Origin of the sequence: Pandoraea pulmonicola, from assembly GCF_000815105.2 — a bacterium.
Lineage (GTDB): Bacteria > Pseudomonadota > Gammaproteobacteria > Burkholderiales > Burkholderiaceae > Pandoraea > Pandoraea pulmonicola.
On record NZ_CP010310.2, the window covers coordinates 1873657 to 1891327 of the forward strand.

The following is a 17671-nucleotide window of genomic DNA, read 5'->3' on the forward strand; positions in this document are numbered from 1 at the left end:
AACACGATATATGATATACGGTATACGTGCAATAGCCTGGCACATGGTTTGGCAGCCTCGTTTACCCGGATTTCGAGCGAAATACCGACGGATCCGGCCCGCGATGCACCCGTCAGCGGCAAGGCGTGGTGTGGGGGCGTCGCGCAGCGAGAGGCCGCGGCGTCGTTGCGACGCCTGGCGACAAGAGAGGGGGAGGGCTGCGCTCGGGGGGCGCTCAGATTCGAGGATGACGCGAGGGCCGGATAAGACAAAGGCCAGTGACACATCGATGTCACTGGCCTTTTCCGTAACGCGCGGCGTGGATACGCCGTGGGACAGCCAATTATTCGAGGAAGTCGCAGTGCTCTTCGACGAAGGCGGCCAGACCCAGTGTGTGATCGCGCGCCAGCTTTTCGGCGAGTTCCGTGTCACGCTTTTCCAGCGCGGTGATGATCTTCAGATGATCGACGATCGAGCGCGCGGCCCGGTCGTTCTGAGCGATCGTCACCTTGCGGATGGCGCGCACGTGAATGAACAGGTTCTTGATCGTATTGGCGATCGCTTGTGACCCACCAAGATTGATCAGCGCCTGGTGGAAGTCGATGTTCGCGTCGGAATACTCTTCGATGTGATCGGTCGGCGGCGCGTTGACGAATTCGTCGAACAGATGGCGCAGCTTGGCGATCTCTTCATCGCTCGCGTGCAGCGTGGCCAGGCGTGCGGACATCCCTTCGAGGGCGGCCCACATCTGGATCATCTCGACGATTTCACGCTTCGTCTTGCGGATGATGAAGATGCCCCGGCGCGGCACCGTGCGCAAAAAGCCTTCCTGTTCCAGCAGGGTCATGGCTTCGCGAATCGGTGTGCGCGAAACGCCAAGCACCTGGATGAGCTGACGCTCGTCCAGGCGAATTTCTTCCTTCTGGTTATAGATGTCGGCATCGGCGATGGCTTTTTTCAGCAGCGCATACGCCTGATTGCGAAAACTCGTGGTGGTGTCGATCGGCTCCAGCGCGAGCGGAGTCACGCGCGCCGGAGTTGGGGTGATCAGGGACATGCAATAGTCTCCTAGGTATTACGGCCCCTTCAGAGGCGCAATGCTTGCTGCCCCACGACGGTTGCCGGCTTGGTGACGAGTTTACCCGATTCGTTTGCCCGCGTGGTTTCCGCCAGATACGCGTAACGACCGTTCTTTTCGGCCTTTTCGAGCACCGAAGCGGGCAGGGCGACGAAGAGGTGAACCATCGCAACCCCGGCGGCCAGGGCAGAAGCAAGGGCAATCAAAGTAAGCGCAGCGACTAACATGGTGACACTCCTGATAAACGTTGACAGGTCGAAATGTGGGGGAGAACTTGCCTTGCATTGTATGTCGCGCCGCAACAAGTCTCAAGATATACCACATACCGAATATCAAAATTCATCATTTTTCGGGACGTTTTCTACGTCACCGTGGCGGTCGGCTACCCGGATTTGTCTCTTTTTCCGATAGTGTTGAGTCGATCGATGGTGGCGGTGAACCTCCTCGGATGTTCGTCCAGCTTGCATTGATGCGGTTTTCGGGACGCAGGGCTCGCGCGCGATTCGCGGCATGACCGGCGATGTCTTCGGGATGCTGCAAAAGCGGGTTATTGCGTTGCCGCGAAACCACACGGCTGGGAATACCTGCAGGCGATAGGCCCGCCGGGCTCTCCCGTAAAAACGACACGGCTCGCCGGCAAAAAATCGGCCGCGACCGGGAAATCCGGTGGCGGCGCGATCGGCGAGTGCATCGAGCGGCGGGGGGCTGGCGACTCAACGGGGGCGAGGTGAGCCGTCGCCCGTCCTTGTTCGTGCCGTCCAGTTCCGTCTATATATAGGGGCGCGGCGGTGGAGGCCCTCCGGCGCCCCACGCCTCGACGTCACGTACCGACGGCAACTCTTCGTCGTCGCCGTGACGATGCTTGATGCGCTTGCGACTCGGCAGCGCTTATGCCGCTTTCGCGAGCCGTTCCTGGGCAGCGGCCACCGCCTCGGGCTGCGTCATGAATTCGCGCTGCTTGACGAGGGCGAGCACGACGTCGAGCGTTGGCGTCGGCACGTTGGCGAGACGCCCCATCTCCTGCACGACCGAGACGAGCGGATCGATCTCCATGGCACGGCCGCGCTCGAGGTCTTGCAGCATTGAAGTCTTGTGCGCGCCTACGGCGCCCGCGCCGTTGATGCGGCGCTCGACATCCACGCGGAAATGCACGCCGAACTTGTCGCCGATGGCCTTGGCTTCGAGCATCATGGCGCGCGCGATGGCGCGTGTGCCCGGATCGCTGGCAATGATGTCGAGTGTGCCGTGCGTGAGGGCCGAGATCGGATTGAAGCAGAGGTTGCCCCACAGCTTGAGCCAGATCTCGTCGCGGATGTTCTCGCGAATCGGTGCGTCGAGCCCGCCCTCGATCATCAGCTTCGAGAGTTTCTCCACACGCTCCGTACGCTCGCCGCTGGCTTCGCCGAGCGGGAACTTGTTGCCGTAGACGTGTTGGATCACGCCCGGTGCAACGACTTCGGTGGCCGGATACACCACGCAACCGATGGCGCGCTCGGGGCCGAGCTCGCGCCATTGGCGGCCGTTCGGGTCGATGCTCTCGAGCGTGCTGCCTTCGAGCGCACCGCCGTGCTTGTAGAAGTACCAGTAGGGGATACCGTTCACGGCGGTGACCACGGCCGTGTCCGGCCCGAGCAGCGGCTGCATGGCATCGAGTACCGACGGAACCGAGTGCGCCTTGAGTGCAATGATCACGTAGTCCTGGGGACCGAGCTCGCGTGCATCGTCCGTGCAGCGCAATTGCGTGACGCGTTCCTCGCCGTCGATCAGCAGCTTGAGTCCGTTCTCGCGCATGGCGGCAAGATGCGGGCCGCGCGCCACCAGACTGACATCGGCTCCGGCGCGCGCAAGCTGCACGCCGAGATAGCCACCGATGGCGCCAGCGCCATAGATGCAAATCTTCATGAAGTCTCTCCCTCCAATGGTCAATCGAAACCTGGATCGTTATTTATTCTTTTAATATGAAATTTTGTATATAGTATATCACAAGAGGCTCAGCGCCAAGTATTCCCGGACCGAATGCCGTCATGGTTTCCCCGCAGCGCTGCGAAAAGCCTGCCTGGGATGTGTGAGCGCGACCGGCATGGGAGGTGGGGGAGAAACGCCGTAAGGGAAGCCCGCAAGCGAATTATTACGGTGTATTACAGCCGGGGATGGGAAGAGTAATTGGGAGTTTTTTGTGAATGAAGTTCACATAAATATCGTCTTGTGCTCGTTTCAAAAATTCCCAAGGAGCCCTATATAAAAGGCTGGAGCGCCTTGTCAGACAAGCTTCCCGGATCAGGTTAACTCCTTAGTGTTTTCGCATTGCGTTGTTGCCCCGCTCCGGCCTACAGTGGCGTTACTGTATCTAGCCGCCACTTAGGACAGTGCCTCGCGTGCCGCGGTCGCTTTCGCTGCAATGGACGAAAACGACTGTGGCACGCGAGGTGAGAAACGAGGAAAGCGATAAATTAGTGTTGACTTATATCTGATATATCGTATATTTCGTTCGGTATATTTGCGGGAAGGCAAGCTGTCCCGTGAACGTCAGAGAACAAGTCGACGAGGCGAAGACCTCGTAAAGCATACCCAGGGGGCGTAGACCCCATCCGGAAGGTGTTGTTGTTGTGAAGCTGCTAAACAACTGAGAACCGATGGAGGAGGTACATAGTGGAGACGACTAATCAACACGGTAAGCAATCCGTGTTCGCGAGCCCTTGGGTGCAGCTCGTGTTCGGCGTGATTTGCATGGCGATGATCGCCAACCTGCAGTACGGGTGGACGCTGTTCGTCAACCCGATCGATGAGAAGTATCACTGGGGCCGTACGGCCATTCAGGTGGCGTTCACGATTTTTGTCGTGACCGAGACTTGGCTGGTACCGATCGAAGGGTATCTGGTCGACAAGTTCGGCCCGCGTCCCGTCGTGGTCGGAGGCGGTTTGTTGTGCGGTGTCGCGTGGGTGCTCAATGCCTACGCGTCTTCGTTGCCGATGCTTTATTTCGCGGCGGCGGTGGGCGGGGTCGGCGCCGGTGCGGTGTATGGCACCTGCGTGGGCAATGCGCTGAAGTGGTTCCCGGATCGCCGCGGTCTTGCCGCGGGCCTCACCGCTGCCGGTTTCGGCGCCGGTTCGGCGCTGACCGTGGTGCCGATCGCCAACATGATCAAGTCGAGCGGCTACGAGAACACCTTCCTGACCTTCGGGTTGGGCCAGGGGATCATCGTGCTGTTGCTGGGTCTGGCGCTTGCCAACCCGCCGGCGTCGATCGAAGCGCTCAAGAAGCTGGCACCGGGCGCCATGCGCTACAACGCCAAGCCGACGGAAGTCATGCGCTCCCCCGTGTTCTGGCTGATGTATCTGATGTTCGTGCTGATGGCCGCCGGCGGCCTGATGGCAACGGCACAGCTCGGCCCGATCGCCAAGGACTACGGTCTCGATCAGGCGCCGGTCTCGATCCTCGGTCTGACGCTGCCTGCGCTCACCTTTGCACTGGCCATCGATCGTGTGCTCAACGGGGTGACGCGTCCGGTGTTCGGTTGGATCTCGGACAAGATCGGTCGCGAGAACACGATGTTCATCGCCTTCGCGATGGAAGCCGCAGGGATCTACGCACTGGCGAAATTCGGCCAGCACCCGGTGGCCTTCGTGATCCTGACTGGCCTGGTGTTCTTTGCGTGGGGCGAGATCTACAGCCTGTTCCCGGCGACCTGCGCCGACACGTATGGCTCGAAGTACGCCGCGACCAACGCGGGGATGCTCTACACCGCGAAGGGGACCGCCGCGCTGCTGGTGCCGTTCTCGAGTGTGATCACCACGTCGACGGGCAGCTGGCAGGCCGTGTTCATGATCGCCTGCGCCATGAACGCCTTCGCCGCCTTCCTCGCCTTGTTCGTCCTCAAGCCGATGCGTGCCCGCCTGGCACAGCGTTACGCCAACGACTACAAGGCGCAATCGAGCGACCCGATCGTGAAACCTGCGGATCTGACCCGCAGCACCACGTGAGGCGAACGCAAGCAAATGCAGGAAGCAGACTGGCTGGCTTGATTGGGAATGTTTGACCGGCGTGCAATCCGCGCCCCGACGGGGCCGGTTGCACGCCCGGGTGAGCAGGTAGAGAAGCAGTACGGGAATAACCCACTAATCGTCAGACAAGACGACGCAACACTGAAACCGGAAAAACTGGAGGAGAGAATTATGTCCATTGCGATGACCGTGCCAGTCGGCAAGGCGGAAAACGACACCGCGGGCGATACGCCCAAAGACAGCAGCCGACACGCGAACATCGTGTCCGAGGCAGAAACGACGGATGGTTTTCATCTGGTCATCGATGCCCTGAAAGCGAACGACATCGATACCATCTTTGGCCTGGTGGGGATTCCCATCACCGATCTGGCTCGTCTTGCGCAAGCCGAAGGCATGCGTTTCATCGGCTTTCGCCACGAACAACACGCCGGCAACGCCGCAGCCATTGCCGGCTACATGACGCAAAAGCCTGGCATTTGCCTGACGGTGTCCGCACCGGGCTTCCTGAACGGCCTGACCGCGCTCGCCAACGCTACGACCAACTGTTTTCCGATGATCCTTATCAGCGGATCGAGCGAGCGCGAAATCGTCGACCTGCAGCAGGGCGACTACGAAGAAATGGATCAGCTCAATGCGGCCAAGCCGTATTGCAAGGCGGCCTATCGTGTGCTGCACGCCGAAGACATCGGTGTGGGCGTGGCGCGCGCCATTCGGGCTGCCGTGTCGGGCCGTCCCGGGGGCGTCTATCTTGACCTGCCGGCCAAGCTGCTGGCGCAGACCATCGACGCGCAGAAGGCCAAGGACTCGCTCATCCGCGTGATCGACGCCGCACCGCGCCAGATTCCGGCGCCCGACGCCGTCAAGCGCGCGCTCGACGTGATCAAGGGAGCGAAGCGTCCGCTCGTGCTGCTCGGCAAGGGCGCCGCCTACGCGCAGGCCGACGCCGACATTCGCGCATTCATCGAGAAGACCGGCATTCCGTACCTGCCGATGTCGATGGCCAAGGGGCTGCTGCCCGACACGCATGAGCAATCGGCAGCCGCCGCACGCTCGTTCGTGCTGCAGGAAGCCGACGTGGTCGTGCTGATCGGCGCGCGCTTGAACTGGCTGCTCGCGCACGGCAAGGGCAAGACCTGGGGCTCGGCGCCGAAGAAGTTCGTGCAGATCGACATCTCGCCGACGGAAATCGACAGCAACGTGGCGATTGCCGCGCCGGTGATCGGCGACATCGGCTCGTGCGTCTCGGCGCTGCTCGCAGGCGTCGACGGCAATTGGAGCAAGCCGCCCGCGGAGTGGACCGGTGCGATCGCCGAACGCAAGAACAAGAATCTGGCGAAGATGGCCGCCACGCTCGCGCAGAATCCGTCGCCGATGAACTTCCACAGTGCACTCGGCGCCATTCGCGACGTGCTCAAGAAGCATCCCGACATCAACCTGGTGAATGAAGGCGCGAACACGCTGGACTACGCCCGCAGCATCATCGACCAGTACCAGCCGCGCAAGCGCTTCGACTCGGGGACGTGGGGCGTGATGGGCATCGGCATGGGCTTCGCCATCGGTGCGGCGGTCACCAGCGGCAAGCCGGTCGTGGCCATCGAGGGCGACAGCGCGTTCGGCTTCAGCGGCATGGAGCTGGAAACCATCTGCCGTTACGAACTGCCGGTCACCACCGTCATCTTCAACAACAACGGCGTATATCGCGGCACCGACGTCAACCCGACGGGCGGCAAGGACGTGGCGCCGACCGTGTTCGTCAAGGGCGCGCGCTACGACAAGATGATCGAAGCGTTCGGCGGCATTGGCTACAACGTCACCACGCCGGCCGAACTCACGAAGGCGCTGGAGGAATCCATCGCTGCGGGTAAGCCGGCGCTGATCAACGCTGTCATCGACGAATCGGCGGGTACCGAGAGCGGTCGTCTGACGAATCTGAATCCGCAAAGCGCGGCGATGAAAAAGTAATTCGAGTCAATCAAGGAGACACGACATGAGCAAACCTCTGGAAGGCATCAAGATCATCGACTTCACGCACGTGCAAGCCGGCCCCGCCTGTACTCAGCTGCTGGCATGGTTCGGTGCGGACGTGATCAAGGTGGAGCGCCCGGGTTCGGGCGACGTCACGCGCAACCAACTGCGCGACATCCCCGATGCCGATGCCTTGTACTTCACGATGCTCAACAGCAACAAGCGCTCGCTGACGCTCGATACGAAGACGCCGGAAGGCAAGGAAGTGCTCGAGAAGCTGGTGAAGGAATCGGACGTGCTCGTCGAGAACTTCGCCCCGGGCGCGCTCGACCGCATGGGTTTCACGTGGGAGCGCCTGAACGAGCTCAACCCGAAGCTGATCGTGGCATCGGTCAAGGGCTTCTCGGACGGTCACCACTACGACGACCTGAAGGTGTATGAGAACGTGGCGCAGTGTGCCGGCGGCGCCGCCTCGACGACCGGCTTCTGGGACGGTCCTCCGACCGTGTCGGCCGCAGCGCTGGGCGACAGCAATACCGGGATGCACCTGGCCATCGGCATTCTGACGGCGCTCATCGGCCGTGGCCAGACGGGCCGCGGTCAGAAGGTGGCCGTCTCGATGCAGGACTCGGTCATCAACCTGTGCCGTGTGAAGCTGCGCGATCAGCAGCGTCTGGACCGCATCGGCTACCTGGAAGAGTATCCGCAATACCCGCACGGCGAGTTCACCGACGTGGTGCCGCGCGGCGGCAACGCGGGCGGCGGCGGCCAGCCTGGCTGGGTGCTCAAGTGCAAGGGTTGGGAAACCGATCCGAACGCTTACATCTACTTCACGATTCAGGGCCACGCCTGGGAGCCGATCTGTCGCGCGCTGGGCAAGCCGGAGTGGATCGACGATCCGAACTACGCCACGCCGCAAGCCCGTCAACCGCACATCTTCGATATCTTCGCGACCATCGAAGAGTGGTTGGCCGACAAGACGAAGTACGAAGCGGTCGACATCCTGCGCAAGTTCGACATTCCGTGCGCGCCGGTGCTGTCGATGAAGGAAATCGCGAACGACCCGTCGCTGCGTGCTTCGGGCACGATCGTGGAAGTGCCGCACAAGCAACGCGGCTCGTACCTGACGGTGGGTAGCCCGATCAAGTTCTCGGGCCTGAAGCCGGAAATCACGGGCTCGCCGCTGCTGGGCGAACACACCGACGAGATCCTGTCCGAGCTGGGCTACAACAAGGAGCAGATCGCCAACCTGCACGCGTCGCGCTCGGTCTGATTTCCGGACCGGGCTGGACAGGCAGGTAACGCGCCCCGTGCATCGTCGCTTCCTTGCCGGAGTGACGGTGCGGGTGTGGTGCGTCCGGTGTTCGCGGGTGCGGCGCTCTGTGGAGCACGCACCCGTTTTTATTTTCGGGATCGCATGGCCTGTTAATTGATGTGCTTTATTTGCATGTTTTTCGGTCTGGATGCACGATAATGGACCGTCATGCCAATTGCATTCCCCACCATTATCCTGGAGACATCATGAGCGCATCCGTCGACGTCAATCAGTTGGTGCAGGTCGTGGGCGACGCCATCGTCGTTGCCGACCCGAACAACGTCATCACGCTGTGGAATTCGGGCGCCGAGAAGATGTTCGGTTTCTCGAGCGAAGAAGCACTCGGTCAGCCGCTGGACATCATCATTCCCGATCGGCTGCGTGCTCGTCATAACGAAGGCTATGCGAAGACCATGGCCACCGGGCAGACGAAGTACGGCAGCGATCTGCTCAAGGTGCCAGCCACGCACAAGGACGGGCGCGCGATGTCGATCGCGTTTACCGTGGCGCTGCTGCACGGCGCCACCGGCGAAGTGACCGGCATCGTGGCCGTGATTCGCGACGAGACCGCGCGCTTTCAGGAAGACCGCCAGTTGCGCAAGCGCCTGAACGAACTCGAAGCCAAGCTCGCCGCAACGGCGGGCTGACGGTCTCGCACACTTTCTCCATCGCTCTCGTTCCTCTCGTTCGGGCGCAGGTTGCGCCTCGAGCACGCCGCTTCTCGTTTGTTTTCATCGGATCGTTGTGCGACTTGACATCACATGCGGCGATGTTTTTATTTTTGTTGACATCGATATAAATTCCGCGTGCCGGATAATATGAAAACTCCTTCACAGGCTTCCCAATAGCCCAAATTTCATCGATTGATCATTAATTTAATATTCGTAAAAATTTCATAATTTGATCATTTGCGGCAAATATTCCAAAAATTAATATGCCGAATCGATATCAACGGAGATCACGGTAAATTCCGACGCCCGATGCCGGTGTTGCTCGCGGGATCCGTCCTGCGTTGGCGCAAACACCCGCAGCCCTCAGCGCTGTCGACACCAGCACGTGGCAACTGCAGCTTCTGGAGCAGCAACAACAGGCGCAGGAGCGTGCGGCCGCAATCAACGCCTCTGCCTTGCGCTCCGCGCTGCCGGCGGCGGATGGAAGAGAACTGGTTGACGTCAGCATCGCGTCGGGGCACATGCATTGTGCGTCGGTCCGTCCTTCCGCCGGGGATGAGTTGGCCGTGATCCCGACTTCCCTTTGTTACTGTTACAAGACGAATAAAATCATATGGGGCCGATTTCCCGTTTGGGCATGTATCTTGCCCGCTCTCTCCCGTTCCGCATCGCCTCGTTGTCGGGTCAGACTGGGTCCTCCCGGGCGGATGGCCGCGCTCCCCGAGAGGCGTTGAGAGACCAGGTGCGTGATGTGCGTCAGGTGCATCGGCCTCGTCTGTGGGACAGATTCGCAACGCACCGTGAAGTGTCCGGCCTCCCAGGCCATGGAAGCGCGCGGCTTCGTGAGCAGACGCTGCGCGAAGCAAGGGACGTGTATGACCTGTGCACGGACGCCTACAAGTCCCGGGGGAGCCGCAACATGTCGGCCGGCCTGCTCGATATCCTCGGGAAGGGCGCGGCGCCTGCCAGTGGGTGGATGGCTGCCGCAGAACTGGTCGAGGCAGGGTACCTCGATGTCAACGCGAAGGACGGCCGGGGAAACACGCTGCTGCAATTGGCGATCATGGACGGGGCGGCGCCGGCGCAACGACTGGCTACTACCCTTCTGCGCAGGGCGGACGTTGTGCTTGACGCGCCCGCTGCCGACGGGACCTCCCTGCTGGCTCTGGCACAGGCACATGGCAGTGCGAGCATGGTTGACCAGATCGAGCGCCGACTCGGGCTGGACACGAGCAAGCGTGGGCCATATTTTTCGGAGCGCCGGAATTGGCAAGTCAACTGGAATGGCGAGGTCAAGGTCGGCGCTCAACCGATCTGGTGCCGGCATCTGGCGATGTTGTGGGAGCAGCGTTTCATGCGCACGCACGGCAAGCTCGACTACCGGGATTTCAGCCCCGCCCGCCTCAAGACCGTGGCCGCCCCCCTGATTGACAACAACGAGGCCGCCTACCACGCGCGTCGCATGGGCGCGCAATGCCGGTTGGTCCCAGCCGACGCTTGGGGGGAGGTGATTGCGGACACGTTCCAGGCCATGGAGGCGAGCGGCGAGACAGGCCGCACGATCATGGTGGAAACGTTGAGTCACGCCATGGCGCTAGGGCTGAAAATCAAGGCGGATGAACGGGGCGGAAAGTCGTACGTGGTGCAGTTTTACGATCCGAACGTCACGGTGGCGCACGAGCGTTCGAGCGTGAGTGCTGCGCCCGGTGCGCACCTCGATCCGGCGGTTTTCCGCCAACTGACGGCAAGAGATTTTCTTTCCAAGGACGCCAGGGAAGAGTACGAGTTGGTCGGTCCGGGCGTGGCGGCGTTCCTGGGAAAACCGGTGCGCGGCGCGGCGCCGCGCCTTGACGGCGGACCGCGTCAGGTCGACGCGCAGACCATGCATCATCTTCTTCGCCTGAACTTGGCGGATGGCGTGCGTGCCTGTGCCGCATCGCTGTCGCGCGTCGATGCCCGCACCGGCCTGCGGATTCTGGCTGCGCGGCGGGAGGAAGGTGATGTGCCGGGCCTGTTGCTCGCGCTTCAGGAGGGGCATGCCGACGCGATCCAGGCTTATGGCGAACTTCTGATCCGGTGCGCGCCGAAATTTTCTCGCGAACAGATCAGGAATCTGCTTGAGGCGAAGACGGCAAGTGGTGTGCCGGGCTTGTTGCTCGCGCTCCAGGACGGCCGGGCTGACGCGATCGAGGCTTATGGCGAACTTCTGGTCCGGTTGGCGCCGCGACTCAGCGCTGACGATCTTGCACATCTGCTTGCGGCGGGAGCGAGCGATGGTTCGACGGGCTTGCAGCGTGCGCGGAAGAATGGCCACACTGACGCGATCCGCGTCTTTGACAGGGTCGTCGACGGAGTGGCTTCGCGCCTCGCGGCCCTGCGCTCAGAACGGCAAGGCTAGGGGCTGTTTACATTTGTCGAACAGGAAGCCCAGGCGTCGGTAAAGCCGCGTGCTGTACCGTAACCGGAACATCGTCGAACGATTCTTCAATCGCATCAAACATTTTCGTCGCGTCTCCACTCGTTACGACAAGCTTGCCGAGAACTTTCTCGCCTTTGCTTCGCTTGCCTGTGCCTTGTGGCTCGCTGGCGAGACTGTGAACAGACCCTAACCATTGTGATAGGTAAATCGCGTTTGCGAAGCGCCCGATGTTTACCTATCTTCAAAAACGTCGCTCAATCGATTAGTAGTTCTTATCGCTAACGACAGACTCCAGCATTGGCGTGATGTAATGCGGATCCTTGTATTCCCACAGGTAGTTCAAGAAAGTTCCTAGATCAAGACGGGGCTCAATGATGACGCATGCTCAAGGTGCGAGTGAGGACGACACTGTGCTGGAGGGGGGCGTAGCTAGTTATTTGGGGCCAGATCAAAGTGTTATGGGGCCTCGGATCTTGTCGACTGGCGCAGACGCCGCAAGCTTGGGGATCGTTCGCATTTTCGTGCCGTGGTCGGACGGCCGCACGGATGTGGTGTCAGGTGTCTTGATCGATCCGTGGTGGGTGGTGACGGTGGCTCACGCTGTGGATGCTGCCGCCCCACGGAGGGTAATGGGTGATAAGTCATTTGATGCGTCACAAATTGAGAGGCTAAGGGCATTTGCCCCGGACCCCCTATCAGATTCGGCGGCTCCCGTACTGGTGTTACCGGCATTTGATTACGCCGCGACGTCTTACCAGACGGCGGACGTGCCTCCCTATCTCGGCGATATAGTGGCTTTGCACTTATCGCGTCCTTTCTCGCCACCAGGAATGACATTTCCGAAGGTGTTGTGGCGTTTCTACACAGGGCTGGCGACGCCATTGTCGCGTTACGGGTACGGGCCGGTTTTCAACGAGCAGCTCTTTGGAGTCTCGACCAGGGATGACGGCTTCGCATCAAACCCCTACGATGGCTGGCAGGCCAGGGTGCAGGGGGGAGCCACGGATCCAGGGAATGCGGGGGCTCCTGTGTTTAATCTCGATGGCGCGGTGATCGGGATTGAACTTGGGTTCATTACCTCGAATCAATACACGTCGCTGTATCAGTCGTTTGGTCCCGGCGACCAGGGCACGGCGACGCTGGAGGGATATTTCGTCATACCACTAGCGTTGCCGACGAAGGTGGTATGGGGAGGAGGTAACTCGTTGGTCTGGAGCAATTACATCATTAACCACCCGGAGCAGGACTGGAGTGGTTTCGGTGGCGTAGGCGTGGCGGGATATCGGGTGTTCTATAAGCACGCTTCGGACGGGGACTCATGGGCACGGGCGATCACCAAAGATGTCCCGGGCATGACCACCCAACTTGCCAGGCTGGATGTGAATCCGTCTGATACGACATTATGGAAATTCACGGTATTGCCATTGGCATGGACGGATGCTTCGCATACCACCACGTCTGTGATGGGAGCGAAAAGTCAGACGGAGCAGTATCCGCCGGATGGCGACCGGGGAGGATGCACAGCGTGGGGAACGTTTGCGTATGCATTTCCCTACGCATTGAACCTGAGTAGCGCAAGTGCCAATGGTGTGGTGCTGTCATGGGCGCCGACGTCATACATTGAAGGCCACCCGGATATCTCCGGGTACCAGATATTCCTGAAACCCGCCTCGGACGGAGAGGCCTGGACGAACGCCATAACGGCATGGGCGGACCCTGGCGCAACCTCCACGATTTTGTCCCCGCTGAACGCGGATGAGTGGACGGTCACGATCCTGCCGATGGTTGGTGACACGATCCTCGGCGCTGGACCTGATGGGCTCCCTTTTCCTGGCGCCCAATCCAATATGTCGGTCCGATACGCACCGCCCCAGGTGGTCGGCCAGTATCCGAACAGTGCTGGCCAGGCGTTCATACCGCTGGACGGCGCCGGTTCGATTTCGGCACGCTTCGCGAATTCGGACATCGGCACCACATATCAATGGGAGTATTCGGCGACGCCAGAGGGGGCGTACAGCAGTGATCGAGATTGGTCTCACACCAACGGAGGCACTCACCCGACCCTGTGGTTCGGAGGCTTGGCCGCTCCTGGTGGGCAGGCCCAGACTTCGGATACGGGCTGGTATCGGCTGAAGGCGACGAACGGATTGGGCGCCAGCTATTCTCAACCGGTCCATGTGGTCATCGATACCTCAGACGTACCCATACTGGTGGATCAGTCCCCTGCGGCCGGACAAGAAATCTTGCAAATTGACTCGCTTCCTCAGAATAGCAATTCCCACATAAATCAAATTGCCATGGTGCGGTTTAGTGGCATGCAGAAGGAGAACAACCCCGCTTATGAGTGGCAGACCTCATCCAGTCGATATGAAGGGTATACGACCATGGGGGGGATCCCGCCGCTGCAAGACTGGTTCAATATATTGCTGCTAGTGGGCCTGGGCCCATTATGGGTTCGGTGTAAGGCGAGTAATAGCAAGGGCTCTGCATACTCGGAACCCTTCTTGGTAGTCCCTCAGAAGAAGTCCTCCGGCGTACAACGTTGTCAGCATCCGGGCCCATTTGCGCAAGTGATCGCCCCATTACAGCGCAACAGTGCGAACGCTTTCCTGTATTCGGCCTATATAACGAGCTATGCGGCTACTGACTTGATTTATCCACCCGGCGTGTATTGGAGTCGAAGCGATACATTGACGGGTACGTTGAGCCAGGGCGGTGAATGGACATCACATGTCTATTCAAATGATTCGCTGCTCGGATTTTTGGGTGATGGATACTCAGGGATCACCGGAGCATATGCGTTTTTTGCAAATGACGGCTACGGGTATTTCCCACCGATGTATGTGGTGGCGGTCGATGGAGACGGTTCTCCACGGGTGCTGGGTGGTTCGGCCACCGCAGGGCAAGTGAGAGGTCGTGCGGGCCGCGTAGGAACAGCGCAGGTCGTTTGGGTGTTCTCGAATATGTACGGCGTGGCCAGTGGCTACGCATTGGTCCCCCAATATCCGACCCCAGGGGATTCCAATACTGTTGTTCAAAGCGCTGGCGGATTTGTGTTGACGTCGATCGGCGTATCCGGAACTCCGGCACGGGTCGGTGATTCGCGTATTTACGTGCTTCAGGCAAAAAATGTATACGGTACCGCTGCATCCGATACGAATCTGTTGCCGCTGCAAGTGACCATTGATCCAGAGGGGGTCACCAATTGGGGCGCATCGAACATGACCTCGATTGGGTTGACGGATGTGGGGTCGAGTGGGACGTTGATAATTGATGCGTCGAACGGCATCAACACGCCGTCAAGCGTGCGCGCGACGGGTACATTTATCCGAGTCATTACCTTGCCAAACGGGCTCGCGCTGGATTCGACGAAACCGTTCACCTGGGATCCGTGGGATGGCGGCGGCGGAGAGCCGCTGGCAACCGTGGACGGGACAGGCACGATAGTGACTTGGGGAGGTTTGTCCTACGGGGGCTTGGTCGAAGTCACAGACGACGGCACGACGATCACATTGCAATTGATCATTCCTGACAGCGAACAGGACAACTGGTCAGGCACTTACGACTATTCGCGGGCGAAACCGATCAGTATTCCGGTGGTGATCCTCTCGGACGCTGTATGGGGGCAAGCCGTGACGGTGCAATGGTCGGTGTCGGACGGTACGCTTTCGACTGACCCAGGTAATTTCACGCTGTGGTATTACCTTGGAGGTGCGCCGGAACTGACCAGCCAGGCACCGGTTGGCGGAGACACGGTGGTGGCAATCACCGGCTCAGCGGGCGCATTGGCGATCACGGCCCATTTCGACACCGATCGAAGTGGCGATACGTTTCAATGGGAACGTGCTTCATCGTCAGACGGCCCATGGTCGCCCGATATGGTCTCGCCCAGCATAACGGGGCAGAACACCCGCGTCCTCACCTTCGGTGGAGTCTCGACATTTGATCAGGGATGGTATCGACTCACCGCGACCAGTTGGACAGACGAGGTCGGCTATTCCACACCCATACGCGTGTCGACCAACCCCAGAACGGGATGGCAAAGCAATCCGCAATTCCTGTCCCAGGTCCCTGCGGGCAACACCAGCATTGAGATTGGCTTGGGCAGCGTAGGGGATGTGTCGATCAGTGCTTTTCCACAAGCCGCAGGCGCGGGGTCATTGCAATGGGAGTGGTCCTTTGATGGCGCCTCAGGGTCGTTCAATTCCAGTTCGCACGATTGGTCCCGTACCACAGGTCAGAATTCGACGACACTGACGTTCGGGGTGGCGGGGGACAACGGCGGCGTCATGGTCGCGGACTTCGGGTGGTACCGCCTGGCCTGGAACACCGGCACCGCTGCCGGCACTGTTTATTCGAATCCGGTGCAGTTGATTCCGGACATGGACTCGCAAGGGACGCTGGGCTTTGTCAGCCCGCAAGCCATGTATTACCAAGGCACGGATCCGATTCCCGTATTTGGAATGGCTTCCGAAAACGCCGTCACCGTCACGGTGAATGGCGGCGATTATGCTTTCTGTGGGGTAGAGGATGGGTTCTGGGAGGCCGACGCCTTCAATCGAGACGGTCAATACGAAATGGTCGCCACCCAGGAGAGCATCGGCGCGCAAGCGTTTGGAGACAGCGCGCCCGCGCGGGTGTTGTTCAGCCGCGGTAGCGCGCCGCCCCCACAGTCGGTGGCAGCACCAGTATTCACCTCACCACAAGCCAATGGGAACTATGCAGATCCCGTATCGATTACCGGCACTGGCTTATCAGGCGCGCTGATCCTGCTCACTGTCAATGGCGCAGCCTGGCAAACCCTTGCTGTGGTGGATGGTAAATGGGACGCAGGGTCGCTGGACTGGACGGGAGAAATTACGCTGACGGCGACTCAGGTGTTTGCCAATGTGTACAGCTCGCCAGCAACCGTGACGTATGTTTTGCTGCCAGACCCCGTATTCACCTGCCCGCTATCGGGAGCCATGTACTACTACAACAGCGACAACGAGGGTTCCGGCGTTGCCATGACCGGTACAGGGGCGCCGGGGGCAACCGTGACGGTTACCTACCAAGGAAAAACACAAGGCGCTCCAGCGACTGTGGATAAGAATGGCAGATGGCATGCCGGCACATTCTCTCCCCCTGTCCCGCCCCCGCTGGATTTGTCGTACACCTTGAATGCGAGCCAAACCCTGGACAGTCATACCAGCCAGCCGGTGTCGGTGACCTTCTTTCTTGTCGCGCTGCTCCCCCCCGGCTTTACCTCGCCCGTCCAAATGCCTCCCGATTTTATATATGAGAACTCGATCGCGGTCAGGGGCAATGGTCTCGGCGGCGCTCAAATCATGCTTACCCTGAATGGGGAACCGTGGGGAGCGGACGAGAATCCGGATGGAGTCTCGATAGGCAATAACACAGCCTGGGATGCCGGCGTTTTCTGGCCTGAAGATGCCACTGATTATCCTCCATCCGGAAATGCGCAGTACGCCTGGGTGTTGCAGGCGACAGAGATCGCCACCAATCCTGATGGCAGTCAAGTCATAGGTCCTTCATCAAATCCAGTGTTTTTTAACTGCAGCATGGTGGTCCCTCCCATCCTGGATATGCCGACAGTGGTGTTTCCAAAGACAGGCGTTCAATACACAGGGGGTAATGGCCCGATTTGGTACCAGGGTGGCGCGGGAATCCCGGTGGTGGGTGGAGGGTTCACCGGTGGAACGGTGACGGTCACGGTGGATGGCAGCGTGTGGAAGGAGAATGTCCCGATCAAAGACGGGATGTGGAACGCGGGCACCTGGAATAAAGCCGGACACCACGACATGATGGTTACCCAAAGCGTTGGAAACGAGACCAGTGCGCCAGCCACCCTGTCGTTCGATTACGAGCCTGCTCCAGGCGGGTTACCCGACAATCTCACCATCATTCAGCCTAAGGATAGTGAGAATTTCGGCACCGCTACAGGGCTTATATATGGTCGTGGAGTTGAGGAGGGGGCACGCCTCGTTACTGTCACGCTCAATGGCGACTATTGGCAGACTGCACCTATCAGTGCACTTGCCGATGTATTAGGGGGAGGTGGTCCTCCGTTGTTGCAATGGATGGTTGATGGTGAGTTGGCCAAGCCGGGGATCTGGGTACTGGGTGTGACGCAAACCGTTGATGACAAAACCAGTGCTCCCACTTATGTCGCCTTCTCCATTGAAAACTAGCCGCCCACCTAGGATGAAAAGCCGGGGGAACCTCACTACTGTATCGAGAGG

The 17671-nt window shown here is 60.0% G+C and carries 9 protein-coding genes and 1 pseudogene; 7 read left to right on the forward strand and 3 right to left on the reverse strand.

Features of this window, described 5'->3' with window-relative positions:
* Positions 1-322: 322 nt before the first annotated feature.
* The 3 genes from RO07_RS08180 to RO07_RS08185 form a co-directional block, all read right to left on the reverse strand.
* A complete protein-coding gene (locus tag RO07_RS08180; RefSeq protein ID WP_039409675.1) occupies positions 323-1036 on the reverse strand; it encodes a GntR family transcriptional regulator in 714 nt (237 codons plus the stop codon).
* A 29-nt stretch (positions 1037-1065) separates the two neighbouring features.
* Positions 1066-1284 carry a hypothetical protein gene (locus RO07_RS25840; RefSeq protein WP_039409678.1) on the reverse strand — a complete coding sequence of 73 codons (219 nt, stop codon included), beginning with the start codon at positions 1282-1284 and terminating at the stop codon, positions 1066-1068.
* Positions 1285-1945: 661 nt separating this feature from the next.
* Positions 1946-2959 (reverse strand): 2-dehydropantoate 2-reductase, encoded by a 1014-nt coding sequence (locus RO07_RS08185; protein WP_039409680.1) that lies wholly within the window; start codon positions 2957-2959, stop codon positions 1946-1948.
* Positions 2960-3706: 747 nt separating this feature from the next.
* Here RO07_RS08185 and oxlT point away from each other — a divergent pair.
* The 7 genes and pseudogenes from oxlT (at position 3707) to RO07_RS08220 (ending at position 17620) form a co-directional block, all read left to right on the forward strand.
* On the forward strand, positions 3707-5038 hold the full coding sequence (gene oxlT / locus RO07_RS08190; protein ID WP_039409683.1) for an oxalate/formate MFS antiporter: 1332 nt from the start codon (positions 3707-3709) through the stop codon (positions 5036-5038).
* A gap of 192 nt (positions 5039-5230) precedes the next feature.
* Entirely contained in the window at positions 5231-7021 is a 1791-nt protein-coding gene (gene oxc / locus RO07_RS08195) for an oxalyl-CoA decarboxylase (RefSeq protein ID WP_237171401.1), read from the forward strand.
* 25 nt (positions 7022-7046) lie between these two features.
* A complete protein-coding gene (gene frc / locus RO07_RS08200) occupies positions 7047-8297 on the forward strand; it encodes a formyl-CoA transferase (RefSeq protein ID WP_039409686.1) in 1251 nt (416 codons plus the stop codon).
* A gap of 248 nt (positions 8298-8545) precedes the next feature.
* Entirely contained in the window at positions 8546-8986 is a 441-nt protein-coding gene (locus RO07_RS08205) for a PAS domain-containing protein (RefSeq protein ID WP_039409689.1), read from the forward strand.
* A 943-nt stretch (positions 8987-9929) separates the two neighbouring features.
* Complete coding sequence (locus RO07_RS08210; RefSeq protein ID WP_160118054.1) at positions 9930-11408, forward strand: ShET2/EspL2 family type III secretion system effector toxin; 1479 nt, start codon at positions 9930-9932, stop codon at positions 11406-11408.
* Positions 11409-11457: 49 nt separating this feature from the next.
* A pseudogene (locus tag RO07_RS08215) lies at positions 11458-11619 on the forward strand (transposase); the annotation flags it as partial.
* A gap of 373 nt (positions 11620-11992) precedes the next feature.
* Positions 11993-17620 carry an Ig-like domain-containing protein gene (locus RO07_RS08220; RefSeq protein ID WP_147284529.1) on the forward strand — a complete coding sequence of 1876 codons (5628 nt, stop codon included), beginning with the start codon at positions 11993-11995 and terminating at the stop codon, positions 17618-17620.
* The last annotated feature ends 51 nt before the right edge of the window (positions 17621-17671 follow it).

What these genes read in the sequence shown, in the direction of transcription:
- RO07_RS08180 (WP_039409675.1), bottom strand. Translation starts at nt 1,036, where the DNA reads ATGTCCCTGATCACCCCAACTCCGGCGCGCGTGACTCCGCTCGCGCTG.
- RO07_RS08210 (WP_160118054.1), top strand. Translation starts at nt 9,930, where the DNA reads ATGTCGGCCGGCCTGCTCGATATCCTCGGGAAGGGCGCGGCGCCTGCC.
- RO07_RS08205 (WP_039409689.1), top strand. Translation starts at nt 8,546, where the DNA reads ATGAGCGCATCCGTCGACGTCAATCAGTTGGTGCAGGTCGTGGGCGAC.
- oxc (WP_237171401.1), top strand. Translation starts at nt 5,231, where the DNA reads ATGTCCATTGCGATGACCGTGCCAGTCGGCAAGGCGGAAAACGACACC.
- frc (WP_039409686.1), top strand. Translation starts at nt 7,047, where the DNA reads ATGAGCAAACCTCTGGAAGGCATCAAGATCATCGACTTCACGCACGTG.
- RO07_RS08185 (WP_039409680.1), bottom strand. Translation starts at nt 2,959, where the DNA reads ATGAAGATTTGCATCTATGGCGCTGGCGCCATCGGTGGCTATCTCGGC.
- RO07_RS25840 (WP_039409678.1), bottom strand. Translation starts at nt 1,284, where the DNA reads ATGTTAGTCGCTGCGCTTACTTTGATTGCCCTTGCTTCTGCCCTGGCC.